Origin of the sequence: Clostridium sp. 10cd*, assembly GCF_044336395.1 — a bacterium.
Lineage (GTDB): Bacteria > Bacillota_I > Bacilli_A > Erysipelotrichales > Erysipelotrichaceae > Clostridium_AQ > Clostridium_AQ innocuum.
The window spans coordinates 1,095,491-1,112,545 of record NZ_CP172347.1; the positions used below are offsets into that span (position 1 = coordinate 1,095,491).

The 17,055-nt window shown below is 40.8% G+C and carries 23 protein-coding genes; 17 read left to right on the forward strand and 6 right to left on the reverse strand.

The features are described from left to right. The first annotated feature begins 151 nt into the window (after window positions 1–151). Both ACG3M1_RS05405 and ACG3M1_RS05410 read left to right on the forward strand, forming a co-directional pair. Window positions 152–1,528 (forward strand): sodium-dependent transporter, encoded by a 1,377-nt coding sequence (locus ACG3M1_RS05405; protein ID WP_002607991.1) that lies wholly within the window; start codon window positions 152–154, stop codon window positions 1,526–1,528. Between the two features lie 97 nt (window positions 1,529–1,625). Further along, window positions 1,626–2,798, forward strand: a complete 1,173-nt coding sequence (locus tag ACG3M1_RS05410; RefSeq protein ID WP_009269617.1) for an iron-containing alcohol dehydrogenase — start codon at window positions 1,626–1,628, stop codon at window positions 2,796–2,798. Between the two features lie 223 nt (window positions 2,799–3,021). On the opposite strand, the gene ACG3M1_RS05415 is transcribed toward ACG3M1_RS05410, so the two are convergent. The 4 genes from ACG3M1_RS05415 to ACG3M1_RS05430 all read right to left on the reverse strand — a co-directional run bounded on the left by ACG3M1_RS05415 (window position 3,022) and on the right by ACG3M1_RS05430 (window position 5,950). Then, window positions 3,022–4,215 (reverse strand): site-specific integrase, encoded by a 1,194-nt coding sequence (locus tag ACG3M1_RS05415; RefSeq protein ID WP_009269616.1) that lies wholly within the window; start codon window positions 4,213–4,215, stop codon window positions 3,022–3,024. A 79-nt stretch (window positions 4,216–4,294) separates the two neighbouring features. Then, complete coding sequence (locus ACG3M1_RS05420; protein WP_002341493.1) at window positions 4,295–4,501, reverse strand: excisionase; 207 nt, start codon at window positions 4,499–4,501, stop codon at window positions 4,295–4,297. Next, window positions 4,494–5,636: an XRE family transcriptional regulator gene (locus ACG3M1_RS05425; RefSeq protein WP_009269615.1), complete on the reverse strand. Its 1,143-nt coding sequence runs from the start codon at window positions 5,634–5,636 to the stop codon at window positions 4,494–4,496. The genes ACG3M1_RS05420 and ACG3M1_RS05425 overlap by 8 nt, the downstream gene beginning before the upstream one ends. 89 nt (window positions 5,637–5,725) lie before the next feature. Next, window positions 5,726–5,950 carry a hypothetical protein gene (locus ACG3M1_RS05430; protein WP_395814997.1) on the reverse strand — a complete coding sequence of 75 codons (225 nt, stop codon included), beginning with the start codon at window positions 5,948–5,950 and terminating at the stop codon, window positions 5,726–5,728. Window positions 5,951–6,169: 219 nt separating this feature from the next. Here ACG3M1_RS05430 and ACG3M1_RS05435 point away from each other — a divergent pair, with 219 nt between their 5' ends. From ACG3M1_RS05435 to ACG3M1_RS05480, 10 genes are all read left to right on the forward strand, one after another. Further along, entirely contained in the window at window positions 6,170–6,790 is a 621-nt protein-coding gene (locus tag ACG3M1_RS05435; protein ID WP_009269614.1) for a helix-turn-helix domain-containing protein, read from the forward strand. A 232-nt stretch (window positions 6,791–7,022) separates the two neighbouring features. After that, entirely contained in the window at window positions 7,023–7,244 is a 222-nt protein-coding gene (locus tag ACG3M1_RS05440; protein WP_002349979.1) for a helix-turn-helix transcriptional regulator, read from the forward strand. A gap of 2 nt (window positions 7,245–7,246) precedes the next feature. Further along, entirely contained in the window at window positions 7,247–7,588 is a 342-nt protein-coding gene (locus ACG3M1_RS05445) for a hypothetical protein (protein ID WP_009269613.1), read from the forward strand. Window positions 7,589–7,720: 132 nt separating this feature from the next. Then, window positions 7,721–8,188, forward strand: a complete 468-nt coding sequence (locus tag ACG3M1_RS05450) for a hypothetical protein (RefSeq protein WP_002350348.1) — start codon at window positions 7,721–7,723, stop codon at window positions 8,186–8,188. Window positions 8,189–8,372: 184 nt separating this feature from the next. Next, window positions 8,373–8,792 (forward strand): RNA polymerase sigma factor, encoded by a 420-nt coding sequence (locus ACG3M1_RS05455; protein WP_009269612.1) that lies wholly within the window; start codon window positions 8,373–8,375, stop codon window positions 8,790–8,792. 5 nt (window positions 8,793–8,797) lie between these two features. Next, complete coding sequence (locus ACG3M1_RS05460; RefSeq protein ID WP_002350350.1) at window positions 8,798–9,037, forward strand: helix-turn-helix domain-containing protein; 240 nt, start codon at window positions 8,798–8,800, stop codon at window positions 9,035–9,037. 614 nt (window positions 9,038–9,651) lie between these two features. Beyond that, window positions 9,652–10,164 (forward strand): helix-turn-helix domain-containing protein, encoded by a 513-nt coding sequence (locus tag ACG3M1_RS05465; protein WP_395815000.1) that lies wholly within the window; start codon window positions 9,652–9,654, stop codon window positions 10,162–10,164. Continuing rightward, complete coding sequence (locus tag ACG3M1_RS05470; protein WP_395815003.1) at window positions 10,097–10,936, forward strand: transposase; 840 nt, start codon at window positions 10,097–10,099, stop codon at window positions 10,934–10,936. Before ACG3M1_RS05465 ends, ACG3M1_RS05470 begins: the two co-directional genes overlap by 68 nt. Before the next feature lie 443 nt (window positions 10,937–11,379). Continuing rightward, entirely contained in the window at window positions 11,380–11,928 is a 549-nt protein-coding gene (locus ACG3M1_RS05475) for a hypothetical protein (RefSeq protein WP_395815006.1), read from the forward strand. Between the two features lie 18 nt (window positions 11,929–11,946). Beyond that, window positions 11,947–12,144: a hypothetical protein gene (locus ACG3M1_RS05480; protein ID WP_008819650.1), complete on the forward strand. Its 198-nt coding sequence runs from the start codon at window positions 11,947–11,949 to the stop codon at window positions 12,142–12,144. A gap of 133 nt (window positions 12,145–12,277) precedes the next feature. On the opposite strand, the gene ACG3M1_RS05485 is transcribed toward ACG3M1_RS05480, so the two are convergent. Beyond that, on the reverse strand, window positions 12,278–12,556 hold the full coding sequence (locus ACG3M1_RS05485) for a DUF2087 domain-containing protein (protein ID WP_008819651.1): 279 nt from the start codon (window positions 12,554–12,556) through the stop codon (window positions 12,278–12,280). Between the two features lie 99 nt (window positions 12,557–12,655). Continuing rightward, a complete protein-coding gene (locus ACG3M1_RS05490) occupies window positions 12,656–13,078 on the reverse strand; it encodes a hypothetical protein (RefSeq protein WP_002607996.1) in 423 nt (140 codons plus the stop codon). Window positions 13,079–13,216: 138 nt separating this feature from the next. On the opposite strand from ACG3M1_RS05490, the gene ACG3M1_RS05495 reads away from it, so the two are divergent. The 5 genes from ACG3M1_RS05495 to ACG3M1_RS05515 all read left to right on the forward strand — a co-directional run bounded on the left by ACG3M1_RS05495 (window position 13,217) and on the right by ACG3M1_RS05515 (window position 17,037). Beyond that, window positions 13,217–13,918 carry a DUF1361 domain-containing protein gene (locus tag ACG3M1_RS05495; protein ID WP_002607997.1) on the forward strand — a complete coding sequence of 234 codons (702 nt, stop codon included), beginning with the start codon at window positions 13,217–13,219 and terminating at the stop codon, window positions 13,916–13,918. After that, a complete protein-coding gene (locus ACG3M1_RS05500) occupies window positions 13,896–14,741 on the forward strand; it encodes an HAD family hydrolase (protein ID WP_195301802.1) in 846 nt (281 codons plus the stop codon). Before ACG3M1_RS05495 ends, ACG3M1_RS05500 begins: the two co-directional genes overlap by 23 nt. Continuing rightward, on the forward strand, window positions 14,734–15,555 hold the full coding sequence (locus ACG3M1_RS05505; protein ID WP_008819653.1) for an HAD family hydrolase: 822 nt from the start codon (window positions 14,734–14,736) through the stop codon (window positions 15,553–15,555). The genes ACG3M1_RS05500 and ACG3M1_RS05505 overlap by 8 nt, the downstream gene beginning before the upstream one ends. Before the next feature lie 467 nt (window positions 15,556–16,022). Continuing rightward, window positions 16,023–16,742, forward strand: coding sequence for an AzlC family ABC transporter permease (locus tag ACG3M1_RS05510; protein ID WP_036745228.1), 720 nt, complete (start codon window positions 16,023–16,025; stop codon window positions 16,740–16,742). Next, window positions 16,735–17,037, forward strand: coding sequence for an AzlD domain-containing protein (locus tag ACG3M1_RS05515; protein WP_002608001.1), 303 nt, complete (start codon window positions 16,735–16,737; stop codon window positions 17,035–17,037). Before ACG3M1_RS05510 ends, ACG3M1_RS05515 begins: the two co-directional genes overlap by 8 nt. Window positions 17,038–17,055: the final 18 nt, after the last annotated feature.

Here is a 17,055-nt window from a genome sequence, read left to right on the forward strand (position 1 = left end):
TCTCTTACTTTTTTGAAATAGTTTTAGGGAACACACAGTAAGTATGTTTCCCTTCGTTTTCGTTGACTTCCATACAAAATTCTTTTACAATGAAGAACGTCTGTGTTCCTGGGGCACGTTATCCGCAGGACACTTTGTTAAAGGAGTAATTATGGAAAATAAAAGAGAAAAATTATCCTCACGACTCGGTTTCATCTTTTTGTCGGCAGGATGTGCCATCGGTCTTGGCAATATATGGCGGTTTCCTTATATGGTGGGGAAATACGGGGGAGGAGCCTTTGTACTCGTGTATCTGTTTTTTCTTGTTCTTCTGGGGCTTCCCATTATCGTTATGGAATATTCCGTGGGAAGAGGAAGCGGAAAAAGCGTGGCAAGAAGCTTTCATGTTTTAGAGAAGCCGGGGCAGCTCTGGCATCGGTTCTCTTATGTGGCTATGGCTGGAAACTATCTCCTTGTCATGTTTTACACAACGATATCCGGCTGGATGCTCGCATATTTCGCAAAGATGATCAGCGGGGAATTTAACGGTCTTGATCCGCAGGAGGTGAAGCATGTCTTTGCCTCTTTACAGCAGAATCCGCAGGCATCCTTGTTCTGGATGCTGCTGATTGTCGCTATCGGCTGCGGTGTATGTGCGCTTGGCCTGCAAAACGGTGTGGAAAAAATCACAAAAGGGATGATGGGACTGCTGCTGGCGGTTATGATCCTGCTGGTAGTAAAGTCCCTGAGTCTGGATGGTGCGATGAAGGGTGTCTCCTTTTATCTGATACCGGATTTTGATGAACTGATGAAAAACGGTATTTTCAATGCCATCTATGCGGCGATGGGGCAGGCCTTTTTTACACTGAGCATTGGAATGGGTGGTATGGCAATCTTTGGAAGCTATATTGACCGCAAGCATTCCCTGAGTGGGGAGGGTGTACGGGTTATGGCGCTGGATACGTTTGTGGCTTTTATGGCAGGTATGATTATCTTTCCCGCCTGCATGTCCTTCGGGGTAGCACCTGACAGCGGTCCCGGACTGGTGTTTGTGACGCTTCCCAATATCTTCAATGAAATGGCAAACGGACAGCTGTGGGGAACTCTGTTCTTCGTATTTATGAACTTCGCGGCGTTATCCACCATCATTGCCGTGTTTGAAAATATTGTTTCCTTTACAATTGATTTATGTAACTGGACAAGGCGGAAGAGTGTTCTCTTGAATTTTATTATTATCGCAGTGGGAAGCATCCCCTGTGCAATCGGCTTCAGTGTCCTGTCCGGATTTCAGCCTTTCGGTGAAGAAAGCGCTGTGCTGGATTTGCTGGATTTCCTTGTTTCCAATGTTATTATGCCGCTTGGTTCTCTGGTTTTCCTGTTCTTCTGTACGAGAAAGCTTGGCTGGGGCTGGAAAAATTTTGTGGCAGAGGCGAATGCCGGAAAAGGTCTTCGCTTCCCGGAAAAGGCAAGAGGCTATGTATCTTATGTTCTGCCGCTGATTGTAATGTTCATTTTCCTGTTTGGATTGTGGGAAAAATTCACCGGATAAGCAGTGTATTGCGCGCTGCTTTTTTTATGAGCCTCCTGCATGGCTTGCGCCTTTGTTTGATTCGTTGTAAACTAATGACATATACAGGAGGTAGCTTATGGGCAATTTTACATTTTACGCTCCGACACGCGTGTATTTCGGTCGAAAAGAAGAGGAGCAAATTGGTTCTATATTGAAACAGGAGGGGTGTCACAGGGTACTGGTGCATTACGGTGGACAAAGTGCTGTGAAAAGCGGTTTGCTTGACCGTGTTTTGGCGTCCTTGAAGAAGGCCGGGATTTCCGCCGTCACATTGGGCGGTGTTGTGCCGAATCCGCAGCTTTCCAAGGTGCGCGAGGGAATCGCTCTTGCTAAAAAGGAACAGGTAGACTTCATTCTGGCAGTTGGGGGCGGCAGTGTGATTGATTCTGCGAAGGGCATCGGCTATGGCGTTGTGAATGAAGGCGATGTATGGGAGTATTATGCAAGAAGGAAAAAGGTAACCGGCTGCCTTCCGGTGGGTGCGATACTGACGATTGCGGCTGCCGGCAGTGAAATGAGTAATTCCAGTGTCATCACCAATGAAGACGGATGGCTGAAGCGTGGATTAAGCTCTGATTACGGACGGTGCCGGTTTGCCATTATGAATCCAGAGCTGACTATGACACTTCCTCCCTATCAGACAGCAAGCGGCTGTACGGATATCATTTTACACACCATGGAACGTTATTTCATAAAGGAAAACAACATGGATATCACTGACGGCTTTGCAGAGAGTCTGATGCGTACGGTTATGAAGCATACCCGTATTCTGATGAAGGAGCCAAACAACTATGAATCCCGCGCGGAGGTGATGTGGGCAGGCAGTCTTTCTCATAACGATATAACAGGAAGCCGCAGCTTCGGTGACTGGGCCTGTCATCAGCTGGAGCATGAGCTGAGCGGGATGTACAAGGTTGCTCACGGTGCAGGGCTGGCTGCCGTATGGGGCAGCTGGGCACGCTATGTCTATCAGGAACAGCCATCCAGATTTGCGCAGTATGCCAGAAATGTAATGGGAATCCGGGAAGAAAACGATGTCGAGTGTGCACTGGCAGGAATTGAAGCAACCGAACAGTTCTTTAAGGAAATCGGTATGCCGACATCCATTCATGAAATGGGAATCACGTTATGCGAGGAGGATATCCGAAAGCTGGCATGGAAGTGCAGCTTTGAGGACGAACGCACGATCGGGTGTTTCAAGGTTTTGAAGAAAGAGGATATGGAAAATATTTATCGTATTGCGAAATAAAAAAATATCATAAAACCATAACACTTTATAAAATGTTATGGTTTTATATTTAGGTGAAATTATATATCACTTTTTTCCTATCTTTTCATATCTTATAAAATGTCCTCAAAGCCTTATTTTATAGGCTCTACGGGCATTTATACTTTCTGTTCACGTTCGCATATCGGGGCATATCTTCTTATGTTTTCTCTCTCAAACGTGGTAAATTTCGTGGTAAATACTTCTATGCTATCAGACGCTTTATCTCTGTTTTGGCACTCTCAATAGAGGAATGTGCATACCAATCCATTGTGATACTGATATTGGAATGACCCATGATATACTGTAAATCTTTCGGGTTTATGTTCCTGTGTGCCATTTTTGTACAGAACGTATGCCTTAATATATGCGGTGTGATGTGTGGCAGTGGGTTATCTTTATGGTGCTTGTTGTATTTCTTTACCATACGGACAAATAAAGTGCTGTAATCAATCGCTACTTTCGGCTTGCCTTTGTGATTGATAAATACAAAATCGCTGTGTCCGTCTACCTGTGTCGGCTTTGTCTTTGGTCGGCTCTTGATAACCCTTTGAAATGCCTTGATTGTTTCCTCGCTCAATGGCACTCGCCTTATTCCGCTTTTGGTCTTAGGCGTTTCGATATAATAGCCCTGTTCCTTGCTCTTTAATAGCTGGTGGTCGATATGGACTATCTCATTTTTGAAATCAATATCCTTGACCGTCAATCCGCATAGTTCCGAGATACGAAGTCCTGTTTTTAACAGTATCAGCACATCATCATAATACTTGTGGTACACGTTATCTATCTTGATGAATGAGAGTAGGGCTTGTTCCTGTCCCTCTGTCAATGCGACTTTCCCTTTGGTATCATCTTCTATGACTTCATTCAGCTTGAAATCAAAGGGATTTTTCCTTACATAATCATCTTGTATGGCAATGTAGAATGACGCTTTTAACGAGCGTTTATGGTTGTTAATGGTGTTATAGGAAAAGCCTTTCTCTTTCATGCGTAACGCCCATTCTTTAGCGTCAGAGGGTTTTATGGTATCAATGCTCCTAGCACCCAGCTTGTCCTCTTTTAATAACCGCATGAGCTGTTCTCTCTGTTTCTGTGTGCTTTTCTTTACGTTTGCCCTCTGTGCGTTCTGTTTGGCATAGAGTTGGCAAAGCGTCATTTTTTTGCCTGTGCTGTCGATACCGTCTAACAGGTCTTTTTTTATCTGTTCCTCTTTTTCCCGTAACGATATAACATGGCGCTTGCCCTTTGGCGTTACGTCCGTTGGCGTCAATCTCCAAGCATACACATATTTTGTGTTTCCAAATGCGTCCACATATTTATATAAGTATTTTCCGTCTGTTCGTTGGCTCTCTCCGGTATGCAGGATACGTCCTTTGTTATCCCGTCTTTTTTCTTTCATGGTGTCATGCTCCTTTCCTTGTTGGAAAGAGCCTTGATATGACTTGTTTTCATCTTAACACATACAAGGCTCATTTGCACTAGATAGCGTCCAATTTATCAATGACCTGTTCAAATTGTCGGCGTTTAATCTGTATGCGGTTGCCATTCATAATGAGCCAGCCAGCGTCCTTGTTTTCCTCTGCCAAGCGTCTTAACTTGTTTTCTCCGATACGGAAATACTTTGACGCTTCTTCAATGGTAAGGGTATATTTTTCCCATACGGGAATATCCTGTGCATTACTCATAAAACACCCCCTCACTTTCGATTACGTCTGCTATATCCGTACACATCTGTTCCACAATCATTTCCTGTTTTTCAGAAAGGTGGTTGCATTCATCAATCATTTTCATGTAGTTTGAACCTGTCAGCCTGTCGATTTCCTCTATCATCACGATTGACGGCATGACCTGTCTTTCCAGCCATTGCAGAGTGCGTTCCATATTGACGGGTACGGGGTTCATTTCAAACGGTAAGCTGTCATGGGAAGTGAATATCTCCCATAATGGATAGTCGGGAAAGTCCACAAAGTCCGTAATGAGATAAAACACCAGACCGTGAGGGTTATAGGTCAGTAACAGTTCTTCAACTGCCTGTACTGCCTTTGTATCACGCAGACGAATTTCAAAACGGTTGATAATATCGGTATGTTTCTTTTTTGTTGCCTGTTCCTTTTGTTTTTCATACAGGCAAAAATATTTTGTACTTGCTTTTGAGCCGATATAAAGGGTGCTTGCTAAATCACGGTTTTTTCCGCTTAATTTTCCACCTTGCACATTTTCATAGTTTTTACAGCGACAATCCGCACCGCCATTTTTGTATTTTTCAGACAAGGTGGGAATATCCAGCAGACCGCACATATCATTGACCGCCAAATCAAAGCGACGGATAAGACCACCACAGTCAAGACAGCGGTTTAAGAATGAATACCAATCCCTGTTCTGTGCCTGTAAGACGTATTCCATGTTGCGTGAGCCTGCCCCTTTTAATTCCAAGAACACGCCCATGTGTTCATCATCAGATACCATGACTTTGATTTCTCCATAGGTGTAATGCTCCTTATAGCCATAATACCCGTAATCATAATGGATAAAATAATCGGCTTTCATGCCTAGCACCTTTCTAATGATTGCTAATGCGTCCGTTGTCGGAAAGCGTACAGACAGGTAATCGACTAGCAGATAAAAAGGTTTATCACAGACATAGTAATTCAGACAACGCAGGATAATATTTTGTGTTTCCCTGCTAGCGTTGGCTTTTCCGTTCTCAAAGCGGTTGATACTGTATCTTGATAAATGGGTAAGGCTTGCAAGTTCTCCTTGCGAAAGACCGCTTGCAAGGCGTTTGTTCTTCATTTCAAGTGCAAATTCTAAGTTGTTCATTGTATTCCTCCAATCCCACAACAGCCTTGAAATACCTGTAAACCTATTTTCAAAAAGTATGATATACACTATCTTCTTAAAACTTCTTATTATTCCTCACAGCTTTGGGATTGTATGGTTTTTGGATAGTTTCGCTTGTAATAGTGCCCCCCTGTTAGATAACGGGGGCACAGGTAAGGCTCGCAGGCTCGCCAGCAGACAAAGCATTTCCGTCCTTTGACGGCAGAGCCGTCATGGCGTTGTCGCTGACGCACGCCAGCAGTCCTGCAATGCTTTGTCTGCAAACCCTGTTTGTCCTTTTCTAACCATGCCATATCAACCGATATTCATATCTACGGGTTTAATCAGATAGGATTTACTTTTTAAATGGTTTTATATTTCATTCTGTTGTGCTTAATTATTTACAAACACATAATAATTCTTGTATGCTTATTTGTCAATATCTTTTTTTGTCTTTACAAACCATATTAAGCATGATAGACTTATAACGGAAACGAAATAAGAAGATATACAGAGTTACGGAGGGTTATGCAGTGAAAATAAATTTTTTGGGAAACAACATACAGACCATCAGAAAATACAGAGGAATGAAACAGCAGGAGCTTGCGGACAAAATCGGTATCAATATGCAGAGCCTTTCCAAGATTGAACGAGGATTGAATTATCCTGCCTATGATACGCTGGAAAAGATAATGGAAGTGCTGGACGTAACGCCCAATGAACTGTTGTCGGGGGAATGGAAATATATCAATCAGGCTGAAAAGGAAGTCTGTCAGTTTCTAAGAGCCGAAGAACGCCTAAATACAGAACTGAAACACGGGCATTATGACAACTTTTTTGATAGTGAGGAAGAATGGCTGGAATATGAGTTAGAAAAGTTACGGGAATATATTACCGACTACATCAACGGAAATAACATACAGGCAGGCGACCTTTACCCAATTAAAGAATTTATCCAGCATTTGAAGTTTCAAAGATTGTTAGACCGATATGATGATTTATACAGCATGGATATGTTTGGGGAAAGCATAGAGGGACATAAGTATAAAACACCTTTTCAATTCGTGAAACGGATAAACCCCAACTCAAAAGAAGATATGGAACTGTTACGGGAAGTATTAGGGAATAACCATTTTGATGATGAGGACGAGTAATCTTTTTCCTCTTGTGAGAAGATACAGCAAACAAAAAGCCCGATCAAGAGTGCAAAGCACCACCAATGGTGGCAAAGCTCTTGACAGGGCTTTTTCTGTTCTGTGTTGGGTAATCAAGAGGGAAAAAGGGATAGTTGCACGATTTTCTCATAAGGTATTAAAAACAGCCACACAAAATGTAAGAAATATGTTATAATCGGAAATGGAAAATTACGATAAAGGCGGTGTATGAGTGGCAAAGAAAAATAAATATTCGTTTGATAGCAAAATTCATGTTTACCGAGCGACAAAACGAATGAGCCAGCAGGAACTCGCTGACCTTGTAGGCGTATCACGACAAACGATTATACAGCTTGAGAGAAATCGTTATAATCCCTCTATGTTGTTGGCATACAGTATTGCGAAAGTGTTTGATGTAACGATTGAAGATTTATTTGATTTTAGGGAGGATTGACTGTGTTATCATTATACGAATTTTTATGGAATGTATTTAACAGTAAAACTGTTTTGATAATTGGTGCATGGGCAAGTTTGCCACTTACATTGATATTGATTGTAATGTTTGTACGAAAACAAAATCGAGATGAACGTGGGTGGAAAATTAAAGGAAAAGCTAGTGCGATTGCCTTTATCTATTTTATAATTATGGCAAATTTACTTGCAAAAGCAGTTGGAGCAATGGTGCCTGATACTTTGGAAGTAGGTTATGTTTTTTGTGCCAATGTAATCCAATGGCTTTATGATACGATGATATTTATTGAGATTATTGCAATTTTAATTTTAAATAAAATTGAATAAATAAAAGATTTCTTGTTTTTCATCTAAATGAGAGCAAGAATTTTTTTGCTTCTAAATGTAAGAAATACTTTACTTTTAGAATGAAATAGTATAAAATAAGGGCGAATATAAAAACTCAAGGAGGAATGTATTATGGCAACAGAAAAAAAGGTCTATAAGGTTATAAATGAGGCTGGATTGAAAGCACTTGAAAACAAATGTATTATTGTAAAATACGCTCCGCATAATTTGAGTGCAAAGATTCTCGAATTTTTCAATTCGGAATTTTATGTACTACAACTTTGTGAGCATGAAATTGTGTTAATACCATTCAATCTTATGACATTGAATATGACGTTAAAAAAAGAAGAACTTTTAGTAATTCCATATTCTCGAATTAAAAGTATTGAGATTTCAGAAGATTTATTGAATTATATCATTTCAATTACAACAGATACAGATATTATTCGACTATCAACACAGCAAAAAGAGCTAAGCAATTTACGAACTTCTGGCAGTTTGACATCAAAAAAAGCTGGAATCACTTTAGAAAATTGGCATAAAGACAATTTAGATATAACTTTAGAAGCGTTAAAGAAGATAGATACTAATAGTAATTAAAACATCTTACTTTTATTTTTCAATATAAAGGCTCGTGCAAAACAATATGTTTTGTGCGGGCTTTTTTTCATAGACACTTTCTTTTCTGATACGAAACCAAAGGTATAGACGGTATTTCTATTTCCCGTATTGAAATATTCCGTTTGTATATTTCAGTTTTTGCAGAAAGGGGGGGGGTGAACTTATGAATACATCTTCTTTCAAGGATATTGTCAGATTGCAGTTTAATTCTTTGATGATGATTATCATTAAGGGCAGGGTAAAATATCATAAAAAGCAGATTATGAAACGCTCTAAAAATGAAGTTCTGTTTTGCGAAATGTCAGAAACAGAACGGCTTGAACAGGGAACAGTTGATACATACATTTATGATTATGTATCGTTTCAAGTTTTTCATTTTACGATTTGTGTAACAGATGAAAAACTCGCTACAGCTTTAAATATGCTATCGAAAAAACAGCGTAGTACGATTTTATTACGTTATTTTCAAGGCATGAATGACAGAGAAATTTCAGAATTGTACCATGTATCACGTTCTGCTATTTTTAGCAGAAGAAGTAGAGGACTAAAGAAGTTAAAAATGCTTTTAAGCGAAAGGAAGTAAAAAGAATGAGCAAAGATTATGGCTATCCCTCTTTTGAATTGATTTGCAGAGCGTCAAGCGGAGATGAGGTGGCAATCAGAGAAATTTTGAAGTTTTATGACGCTTATATTTCTAAATTATGCTTGCGACCGTTTTACCACTGTGAAAGTGGTAAAATCATTATGCAGGTTGATGAAGAACTAAAAGGAGAAGTTTATACAGATATGATGAAAGCAATCTTGAAATTTGAAATACGAGTGAAGTAATCAACTGTATAAAAGAAAATTGGGAGATACACAGTTATTTGTGCTATCTCCCATAGTGGTTTTACTGTCATATCAAGGCTCATTCAATCGTGGTAAATTCGTGGTAAAATGAGTTTTTTTCTATACCTCAAAATGCTTGAATGTATAGTGTTTATGCGGATAATCAAAAATTAGATATAAAATTTATTAAAATTTAGAGCATATTCGGAGCCAAAAATTATGTGTCTGATAAGTTTTTTTATTGATACGCCATTATAGCTAAAAAAGAATGATATATAGACATAAAAGGAAGATGATTCGAATATATTAAGATAATCATATTATCTAATAAATTGGAAAAGATAGTAATCGCTGACTGTGGTTAATTATAGCATTATAATTATATTATAACAAATTAATCAATGCTATGTAAGTCTTATATTTCTTCATTAGTTATTAGCTGAAGTGAAAAGTTAAATTCCACTTTCAAAGTAGCTAAGTAGAAAAGACTCTTACACAACAATCTAGTTGAATTTACACTTACAATTGCATTTAGTCTTTCATATATCCTTTTTTATATCTATGATGAAGGTAACCGCTGGTTATTATCATACACATTACAAAGGGTGATGAATATGGCAACGAACAAAAACAAACATCTGACTCAGGACGATCGCAATGTCATCGCGATCGGCATCGTTAATGGTTCTTCTAAAAAAGCTATTGCTGATAATCTAGGCAAAGATAAATCTACGATAGGTAAGGAAATCCGTGCTCACCGTTATCTCTCTCATAAATCTACACTTTCTCTAGAATGCGAGAACTATGCTCACTGTAAGTTTAAGAGAAAGAATTGTACTGTCAACTGCCCTGATTATTCTAAGTTCCGCTGTAAACGCAGAGATCGTACTCCGGGAGCTTGTAATGGCTGTGAGAAACTGAAAAGCTGCCGCTTTGATAAATACCTCTATAAACCTACGATCGCCTATGAGGAATACCGTAGCGAACTCGTTGAGTCTCGAACCGGAATCAATCTGACCTCATCAGAAGCTGTAGAGCTAGGCAATACCATCAAGCCTCTTGATTCTATTAAAAGGTCATTCACCTTATCAGATCATAGCTGCACATCCCGAACTTGGAATCAGTGAGAAGACACTCTACAACTATATTGAACAAGGTGTATTCGAATGTGTTGGCATTGCTAACATTGACCTTCGTATAAAAGTCAAAAGAAAAATGACCGCTAAGAAGAAGACGATCTATAAAAAACGACAAGACCGTAAATTCCTTGTTGGACGGCTTTACACAGATTACCAATCCTATGTTGAGTCTGAGGAAATCACACACATTTTACAAATGGATACAGTCTACAATGACATTTCCAATGGGCCGTTTATCCAGACTTTCAAATTCATCAAATATGGGCTCCTGTTTGCTGTATATCACGACACGAAGACTGCTGCAGATATGGTTGACGGACTAGCCGTTCTTGATTCCATCCTTGGAAAAAGCCTGTTTGAACAGGAAGCTCATATAACACTCACCGATCGCGGAGGTGAATTTACTGATGCTGAGCATATGGAAAAAAGAGACGATGGTACCAGAAGGACACGAGTCTTCTATTGCGACCCTATGCAGTCCGGGCAGAAAGGAAGCCTGGAAAATATGCATCGTGAATTACGTTATATATTACCTAACGAAGTAGACTTACGCAGTATCGGCCTGACCGATCAGACTTCCTTGAATGTAGCCATCTCACATATCAATTCCAGTGCCAAGGAACATTTGAATGGAAAATCCCCATTTGAGCTATGTGAGTTCATGTGTCCGGAATTAGCGCAGAAACTTTATGAATTTGGTCTACAGAAAATAGATAAGGACGAAGTGATACTTCGCCCAAGCGTATTGACTCATAAGTAACAAACAGATGATATAAAGAATGATAAGAGCGGCGGCAAAGAACAGTTATTTATAGTGTAACTATAAAATGGAAGTGGAATTTAGTTATACATAGGCATAATGGAGCCTATTTTCAGTGCGCTTATCCATTTTATCTATCATTCGCACAATGACCACTTTCTTCACATTTTTACTTACTTCTACCTATTTGAAACCCTTTCTAACGCTATATTTATGCTCTGTATAGACTTCTGTAGAAGAAAGTTCCACATTTTTTATTCGCCTTTTGAAAGTGGAATTTAACTTTTCACTTCAGCTCATTAGTTATTATATACTATGTATATAGAAAGGGTTTTACATTAAGTAAACAAGGGAAAGACCAATGGGGGATTAAAAACATTTCTAAAGCTAATAGATTATTCTTACGATATACTGTTGATTTCTGTTGCAAGGTAAGTCATTAAATGAGCGTAATTTTAGAAAATATATATTTAAAATTTGCATATTTTAAGGAGGATAATTACATAAAAAAAATAAGTAAAATAGTTATGACTTTTATTTTAACATCAGCGTTGTATACATGTGTTTTACCTACATCTATTGTACATGCAACAGAATTTCCTGTAGCATTTAGGGCAAGTAATCCTTACCCGGAGCACTCGTGGATAAATCTAGGAACGATTACTCTGGATTCTGTCACAATAAATAATGCTATAGATGTCAGATCTGTTTTTATTACTGTACTTGGAGGGATTGTCGGTTCAAATTTTGGAGCTATAGGAGCAACATTAGTAAGTTCTGTTTCCGCACTGGTAAACAAGGGACATACAAAGTTTTATATTCGGCTTACACAATATGTATCGACAGATTATCAATGGCACTATTACTCTTATACTGTATATGAAGATGCTAAATGTACAAAAAAAGTCGGAAGTTATACATCTCAGAAGTGGAAAGATAGATATGCACGAAAATTAATGGAGCTTGGATTATCTATGCTGTCCTTATCATAGATAAAGAAAGGGGATAGAATGAATAAAAGAATAAGCCGTCTAATAAAAACCTTTATTGGCGTATGGATTGGCTGTTTGATTGCTTATTTTATTTCGCTGAATTTCGGTGGAAACGTAGATTGGTTTACAGGTGTGAATATATGTATCGCCATTCTGGTTTTTTTCCTGATACAGGAAATCATCTGTTTCAGACGGCATAAAGGACATAAGGATTAGGTTTTAAAATGAGCGTGTAGTTGCATCATGTTTTCATTAAAGTTATTTCTTTATACAATTTTAAAAGCATAAAAAAGAGCTGTAAAAATCTATACGAAAGACTTTGTCATAGACTTTACAGCTTCTTTTTCAACTACTTTATCGTATCACCATATGATTTACAAATGTGATAGCGGCTTCCGTCCCTGCTGCGATTCAACAGCTTATAATCCACCAGATACCGGCGCAGCTCTACAAAATCCTCGTACATTGGCTTGAGTAATTCATTCAATTCCCACTCACTGAGATCACGATTGGGCAGCTGTGCAGCCGCCAGTGCAAGTATTGATTTGCGTGGTTCCTGTTTTTTCGGCATCCGATGGATGGTAAATGGTTCTGCCTGATAAAATATGTCCAAATTCACACTTTTCATAAACATATCTCCTTTCTGTTTATTAAAACAATAAACTACAATATGATATTATCACTATTTGTTTATAAAATCAATAAACAAAAAGAGGAAATGCCTATCTTATTTCCTCTTTGCACAGTATTTCTGTATTCTGGTGATCAAATCCATATAATAGGTGTCGTTTTGATCATGGTTCTCTATGACCTTTGTGATTTTTCGTACGAAATCCCCTTTGGTAACCTTTTCCCTGATACTCAGCTCCACCTGACCATTGTCCGCATCCTTCATTTCAAATATGGTTTTGGTAACATGGACACTGCTTTGAGCGAACGGATACCGCTCCATAACGATACGATCCTCACTCACCTCTGTAAAATAGAATTTCATTAGAAAATGATCGCCGTAATCTTCAATCCAGTTATCCTCATCCAGCTTTTTATATACCTGATAACCACGTATATTGCAGGTTTCCGGATGCAGAATAACAGAAGCGATCTGTTTTTTTGTATAGGGTAGAATTTTACTGTTTTCACTTTTCTTCATATAAAGATACCTCTCTTGCGTGTGATATAGTATAATGTATCACGAATCGGTAAGAAAGAAAAGATGAAGAATGTCATGGAAATGATAAACGGTGGCTGTAGAATATATGCTATACTGATGAACGAGGGAGGGCTGTCCATGATGAAAAAGCTATGGAAGCAGAATTTCTGGCTTCTGGCTGCACTTGGTGCCTATGCACTGGTGAGTCTTTATGTCTATGAGCGAAGCGGTATATTTATTCACAGAGCAATTGTATGGAATGTGTTTCTCGCTCTGTTACCCTATCTGTTTATGACGCTGTTTTTTGCGGCACAGCAGCGTCGTCATCACCTTGGTATGCTGGCTGCCTTTCTCTGCTGGCTGCTGCTGTTTCCCAATGTACCGTATCTGATTACGGATTTTATACATATCTCACCGCTGACCTTCTATATCTTTCAGGAAACCGGAAGTGTCTATGTCCGTGAGCTTCTCCCCTGGCTGGAGCTGCTGCATCTGGCTGTCGGTATCTTCTTCGGCATCATGAGCGGCTATCGTTCGCTCTATCTGCTGCACGAATTCACGGCGGAAAGGCTGGGTCAGCTGCGCACCTGGCTGCTTGCCGCCCTGATTTGTCTGCTGAGCAGCTATGGGGTGTATCTGGGACGGTTTCTGCGTCTGAATTCCTGGGATATCATGCATCCATCCTCACTGATTGAAAAAATCGTGCAGGGCAGCGATACCTTCAGTCTGCAGTTTACACTGGTATTCTTTCTGTTTCTCTTTATAACCTATGGTCTGTATTATTTCTGCTTTCATAAAAAAATAGGAGGTACACGTCATGAAGACACTTTACGTCAGTGACCTGGATGGTACACTGCTCAACAGCAACACTGCATTAACCGATACAACGATTGAGACAATCAATGCTCTGGTGGAGGAGGGAATGGAATTCACCTTTGCGACAGCACGTTCCATAACGTCTGCTTCACTGGTATCCAGGGGACTCCATCTTCGTACACCTTTAATCGTATACAATGGGGTCTATCTGCTGGATCCGGATTCTCATGATATCCTGTATTCGCATTCCTTTACCAGACAGGATGCACAGGATATTCTGAACTATCTGTTAAGGCATGATATGATACCCTTTGTTTATTCCTACATTGATGGAAGGGAAAGGGTCAGCTATATGGAGGAGGGGATGCATGAAGGTGGGAAATACTACATGGAATCCCGCCCCTATGACAAGCGTTTTCGCAAGGTGGATACCACAGAGCAGCTGCTGGAGGGGGATGTCTTCTACTTTACCTGTATTCACGACGGTTCCTTTTTAAAGCCGATGTATGAATATCTGGAGGAAACAACCGACTATGTGATTGTTTTTCAACAGGAGCTGTACCGGGAGGAATACTGGCTGGAGGTCATGCCGCGAGGAGTTTCCAAGGCGCAGGCAATTCTGGAGCTGAAGGAAAAAGGCAGATATGACCGGGTGATATCCTTTGGGGATGCCATCAATGATCTGCCGATGTTTCAAATCAGCGATGAATGCTATGCGGTGGAAAATGCCATTGAGGAGTTGAAAAACACAGCAACAGCGGTGATCGGTGATCATGATGCGGATGCTGTGGCGATGTGGCTGAAGGAGAATTATCAGAAAAAGGCAGGAGGGAGCGCGAGTGTATAAGCTGATTGCATGTGATCTGGATGAAACACTTTTAAATACGGATAAGGAAATCTGCGCCAGAAATATAGCGGCCATCAAGCGTGCCGAGCGGGAGTATGGTGTGCGGTTTGTACCGGCAACCGGACGGGGCTACACCTGTATTGATAATGTGCTGCATACGCTGGGAGTATATGATGCTGAACAGGAGTACACGATTTCCAATAACGGCGGTGTTGTGACGGAGAATAAGAACTACCGAAAGCTTTCCTTTCATGAGCTGCCTTATGAAATCGCTGAAAGGCTGTTTGCCTTCGGTATTGAACAGGATGTCTGCATACAGGTTTTTACAGCGGAGGATGTGTATGCGTTTCATCTGAATGAGGATGAGCGATCCTGGCTGTTTTCTTTCAAGCCGGATTCCATCGTATGTGAGGAAACGTCTCTTGCCTTTTTAAAGGGTACACCGATAACAAAGATTCTGTTTCAGAATACGGATATCCCCTATCTTCACACACTGGCTGACCAGCTGCATGCGCTTACCAATCAGCGGGTTGCTGTCTCTTTTTCCAGCAACCGCTATCTTGAGCTGAATCCAAATGGTGTGGATAAGGGGCTTGGTCTGCGTGATTTGTGTGAGCATCTGCAGATTGACCTGTCGGAAACCATCGCCATTGGTGATAACTTCAACGACGTGGGAATGCTAAGGGAGGCAGGACTTTCAGCCGCTGTGGCAAATGCGGTTCCGGAAATCAAAGAAATGTGTGATTATGTCTGTACAGCCGACCATAATGAAGGTGCGGTAGCGGAGGTCATCGAGCGGTTCATTTTTGTCTGATACGAAAGCTCAGGTAAACAAGAGTCCTTTTCCCTGTTATGAAGAAAAGGATTCTTTTGTATTTTTACTGAAGGAAAGGGAAGCATTATAATGTTCTTGATGCTGCAAAAATGAAAAATGCTTTCACAGGAAAGCAGTATTCTTAATAGATTCGTTTTTGTGTAAGCTGCATGTTCAATCAGGACAGAGACTTTATAAGCAATACTGCTGATGCGTGGTGTTACCGATTGCAATGTATTACGCATTCCTCTCAGTACGATCATGTGCTCGCAGAACATTTGCTTCATCCGTTCCTTATATTTATTACGAACATCTGCATACACTGTCAGTGGCAATGGCGTATCACCGAAACGCTGAATTTGTGCACCCGTAAGGCTGTCTATATGTATTCTTTTCTCAGTTTCGGGATTCACCCTTTTAAAACAAGGAAAATTCTTGTATAATGTTACCTAAGTATTGCGGGGTGTATGAAATTGGAAGTTGTGGAGAATAGATTTCGAAAGGGAATTCAGGACGGTGTGCCGATTGGGCTTGGCTATCTGTCTGTATCCTTTACCTTTGGTATGATGGCGGTTTCCAACGGGATTCCGGTGGAGGCTGCCGTTGTGATATCCTTAACGAATGTAACCAGTGCCGGGCAGTTTTCCGGTCTGACGCTGATGCTGGCGCACGGCTCCTATGTGGAGCTGGCTCTGTCACAGTTTATCATCAATCTGCGTTATGCCCTGATGTCCCTGTCACTGACACAGAAGGTCGACCGGCATATGAAAACACATGAGCGCGCCTTGATAGCCTATGGCGTCACCGATGAGATTTTTGCTCTTGCCAGCAGTACGTATGAGCGTGTCGGGAAATGGTATATGGCAGGACTTATCGCCTTTCCGGTATTCTGCTGGACACTGGGTACCTTTCTGGGGGGAGCGGCGAGTACGCTGCTTCCGGAAGCAATCCGGTCTGCCCTTGGTATCGCCATTTATGGAATGTTCCTTGCCATTATCATACCTCCGGCCAGAAAGCTGCGCTCCGTGCGTATCGTATTGCTTTTATCTGTGATTCTAAGCTGTTTGTTTGCCGCTATGCAGGCAGTTGTACCTGTCAGCTCCGGGTTCGTCATCATTATCTGTACAATCGCCGCATCTGCGTTTGGGGCATGGTTCTTTCCGGTGGAGGAGGTGCAGCATGACTGAGTATCTTCCTTACATTCTGGTAATGGCAGTCGTTACCTATCTGATCCGTATGCTTCCGTTAACCTTTTTTCAGAAGGAAATCAAAAGTCCTTTTATAAAATCCTTTTTATTTTATGTACCCTATGCCGTGTTGGGAGCCATGACGTTTCCAGCCATCTTTACGGCTACCGGTCACACGCTGGCAAGCTGTGCCGGCTGCTTTGTGGGGCTGGTACTGGCATATCAGGGAAAAGGCCTGCTGAGTGTTGCGGTAGCGTCCTGTATTACGGCATATCTGGCAGCCTGTATCTTCTGAAGCAGGCTGGAGGCAGTC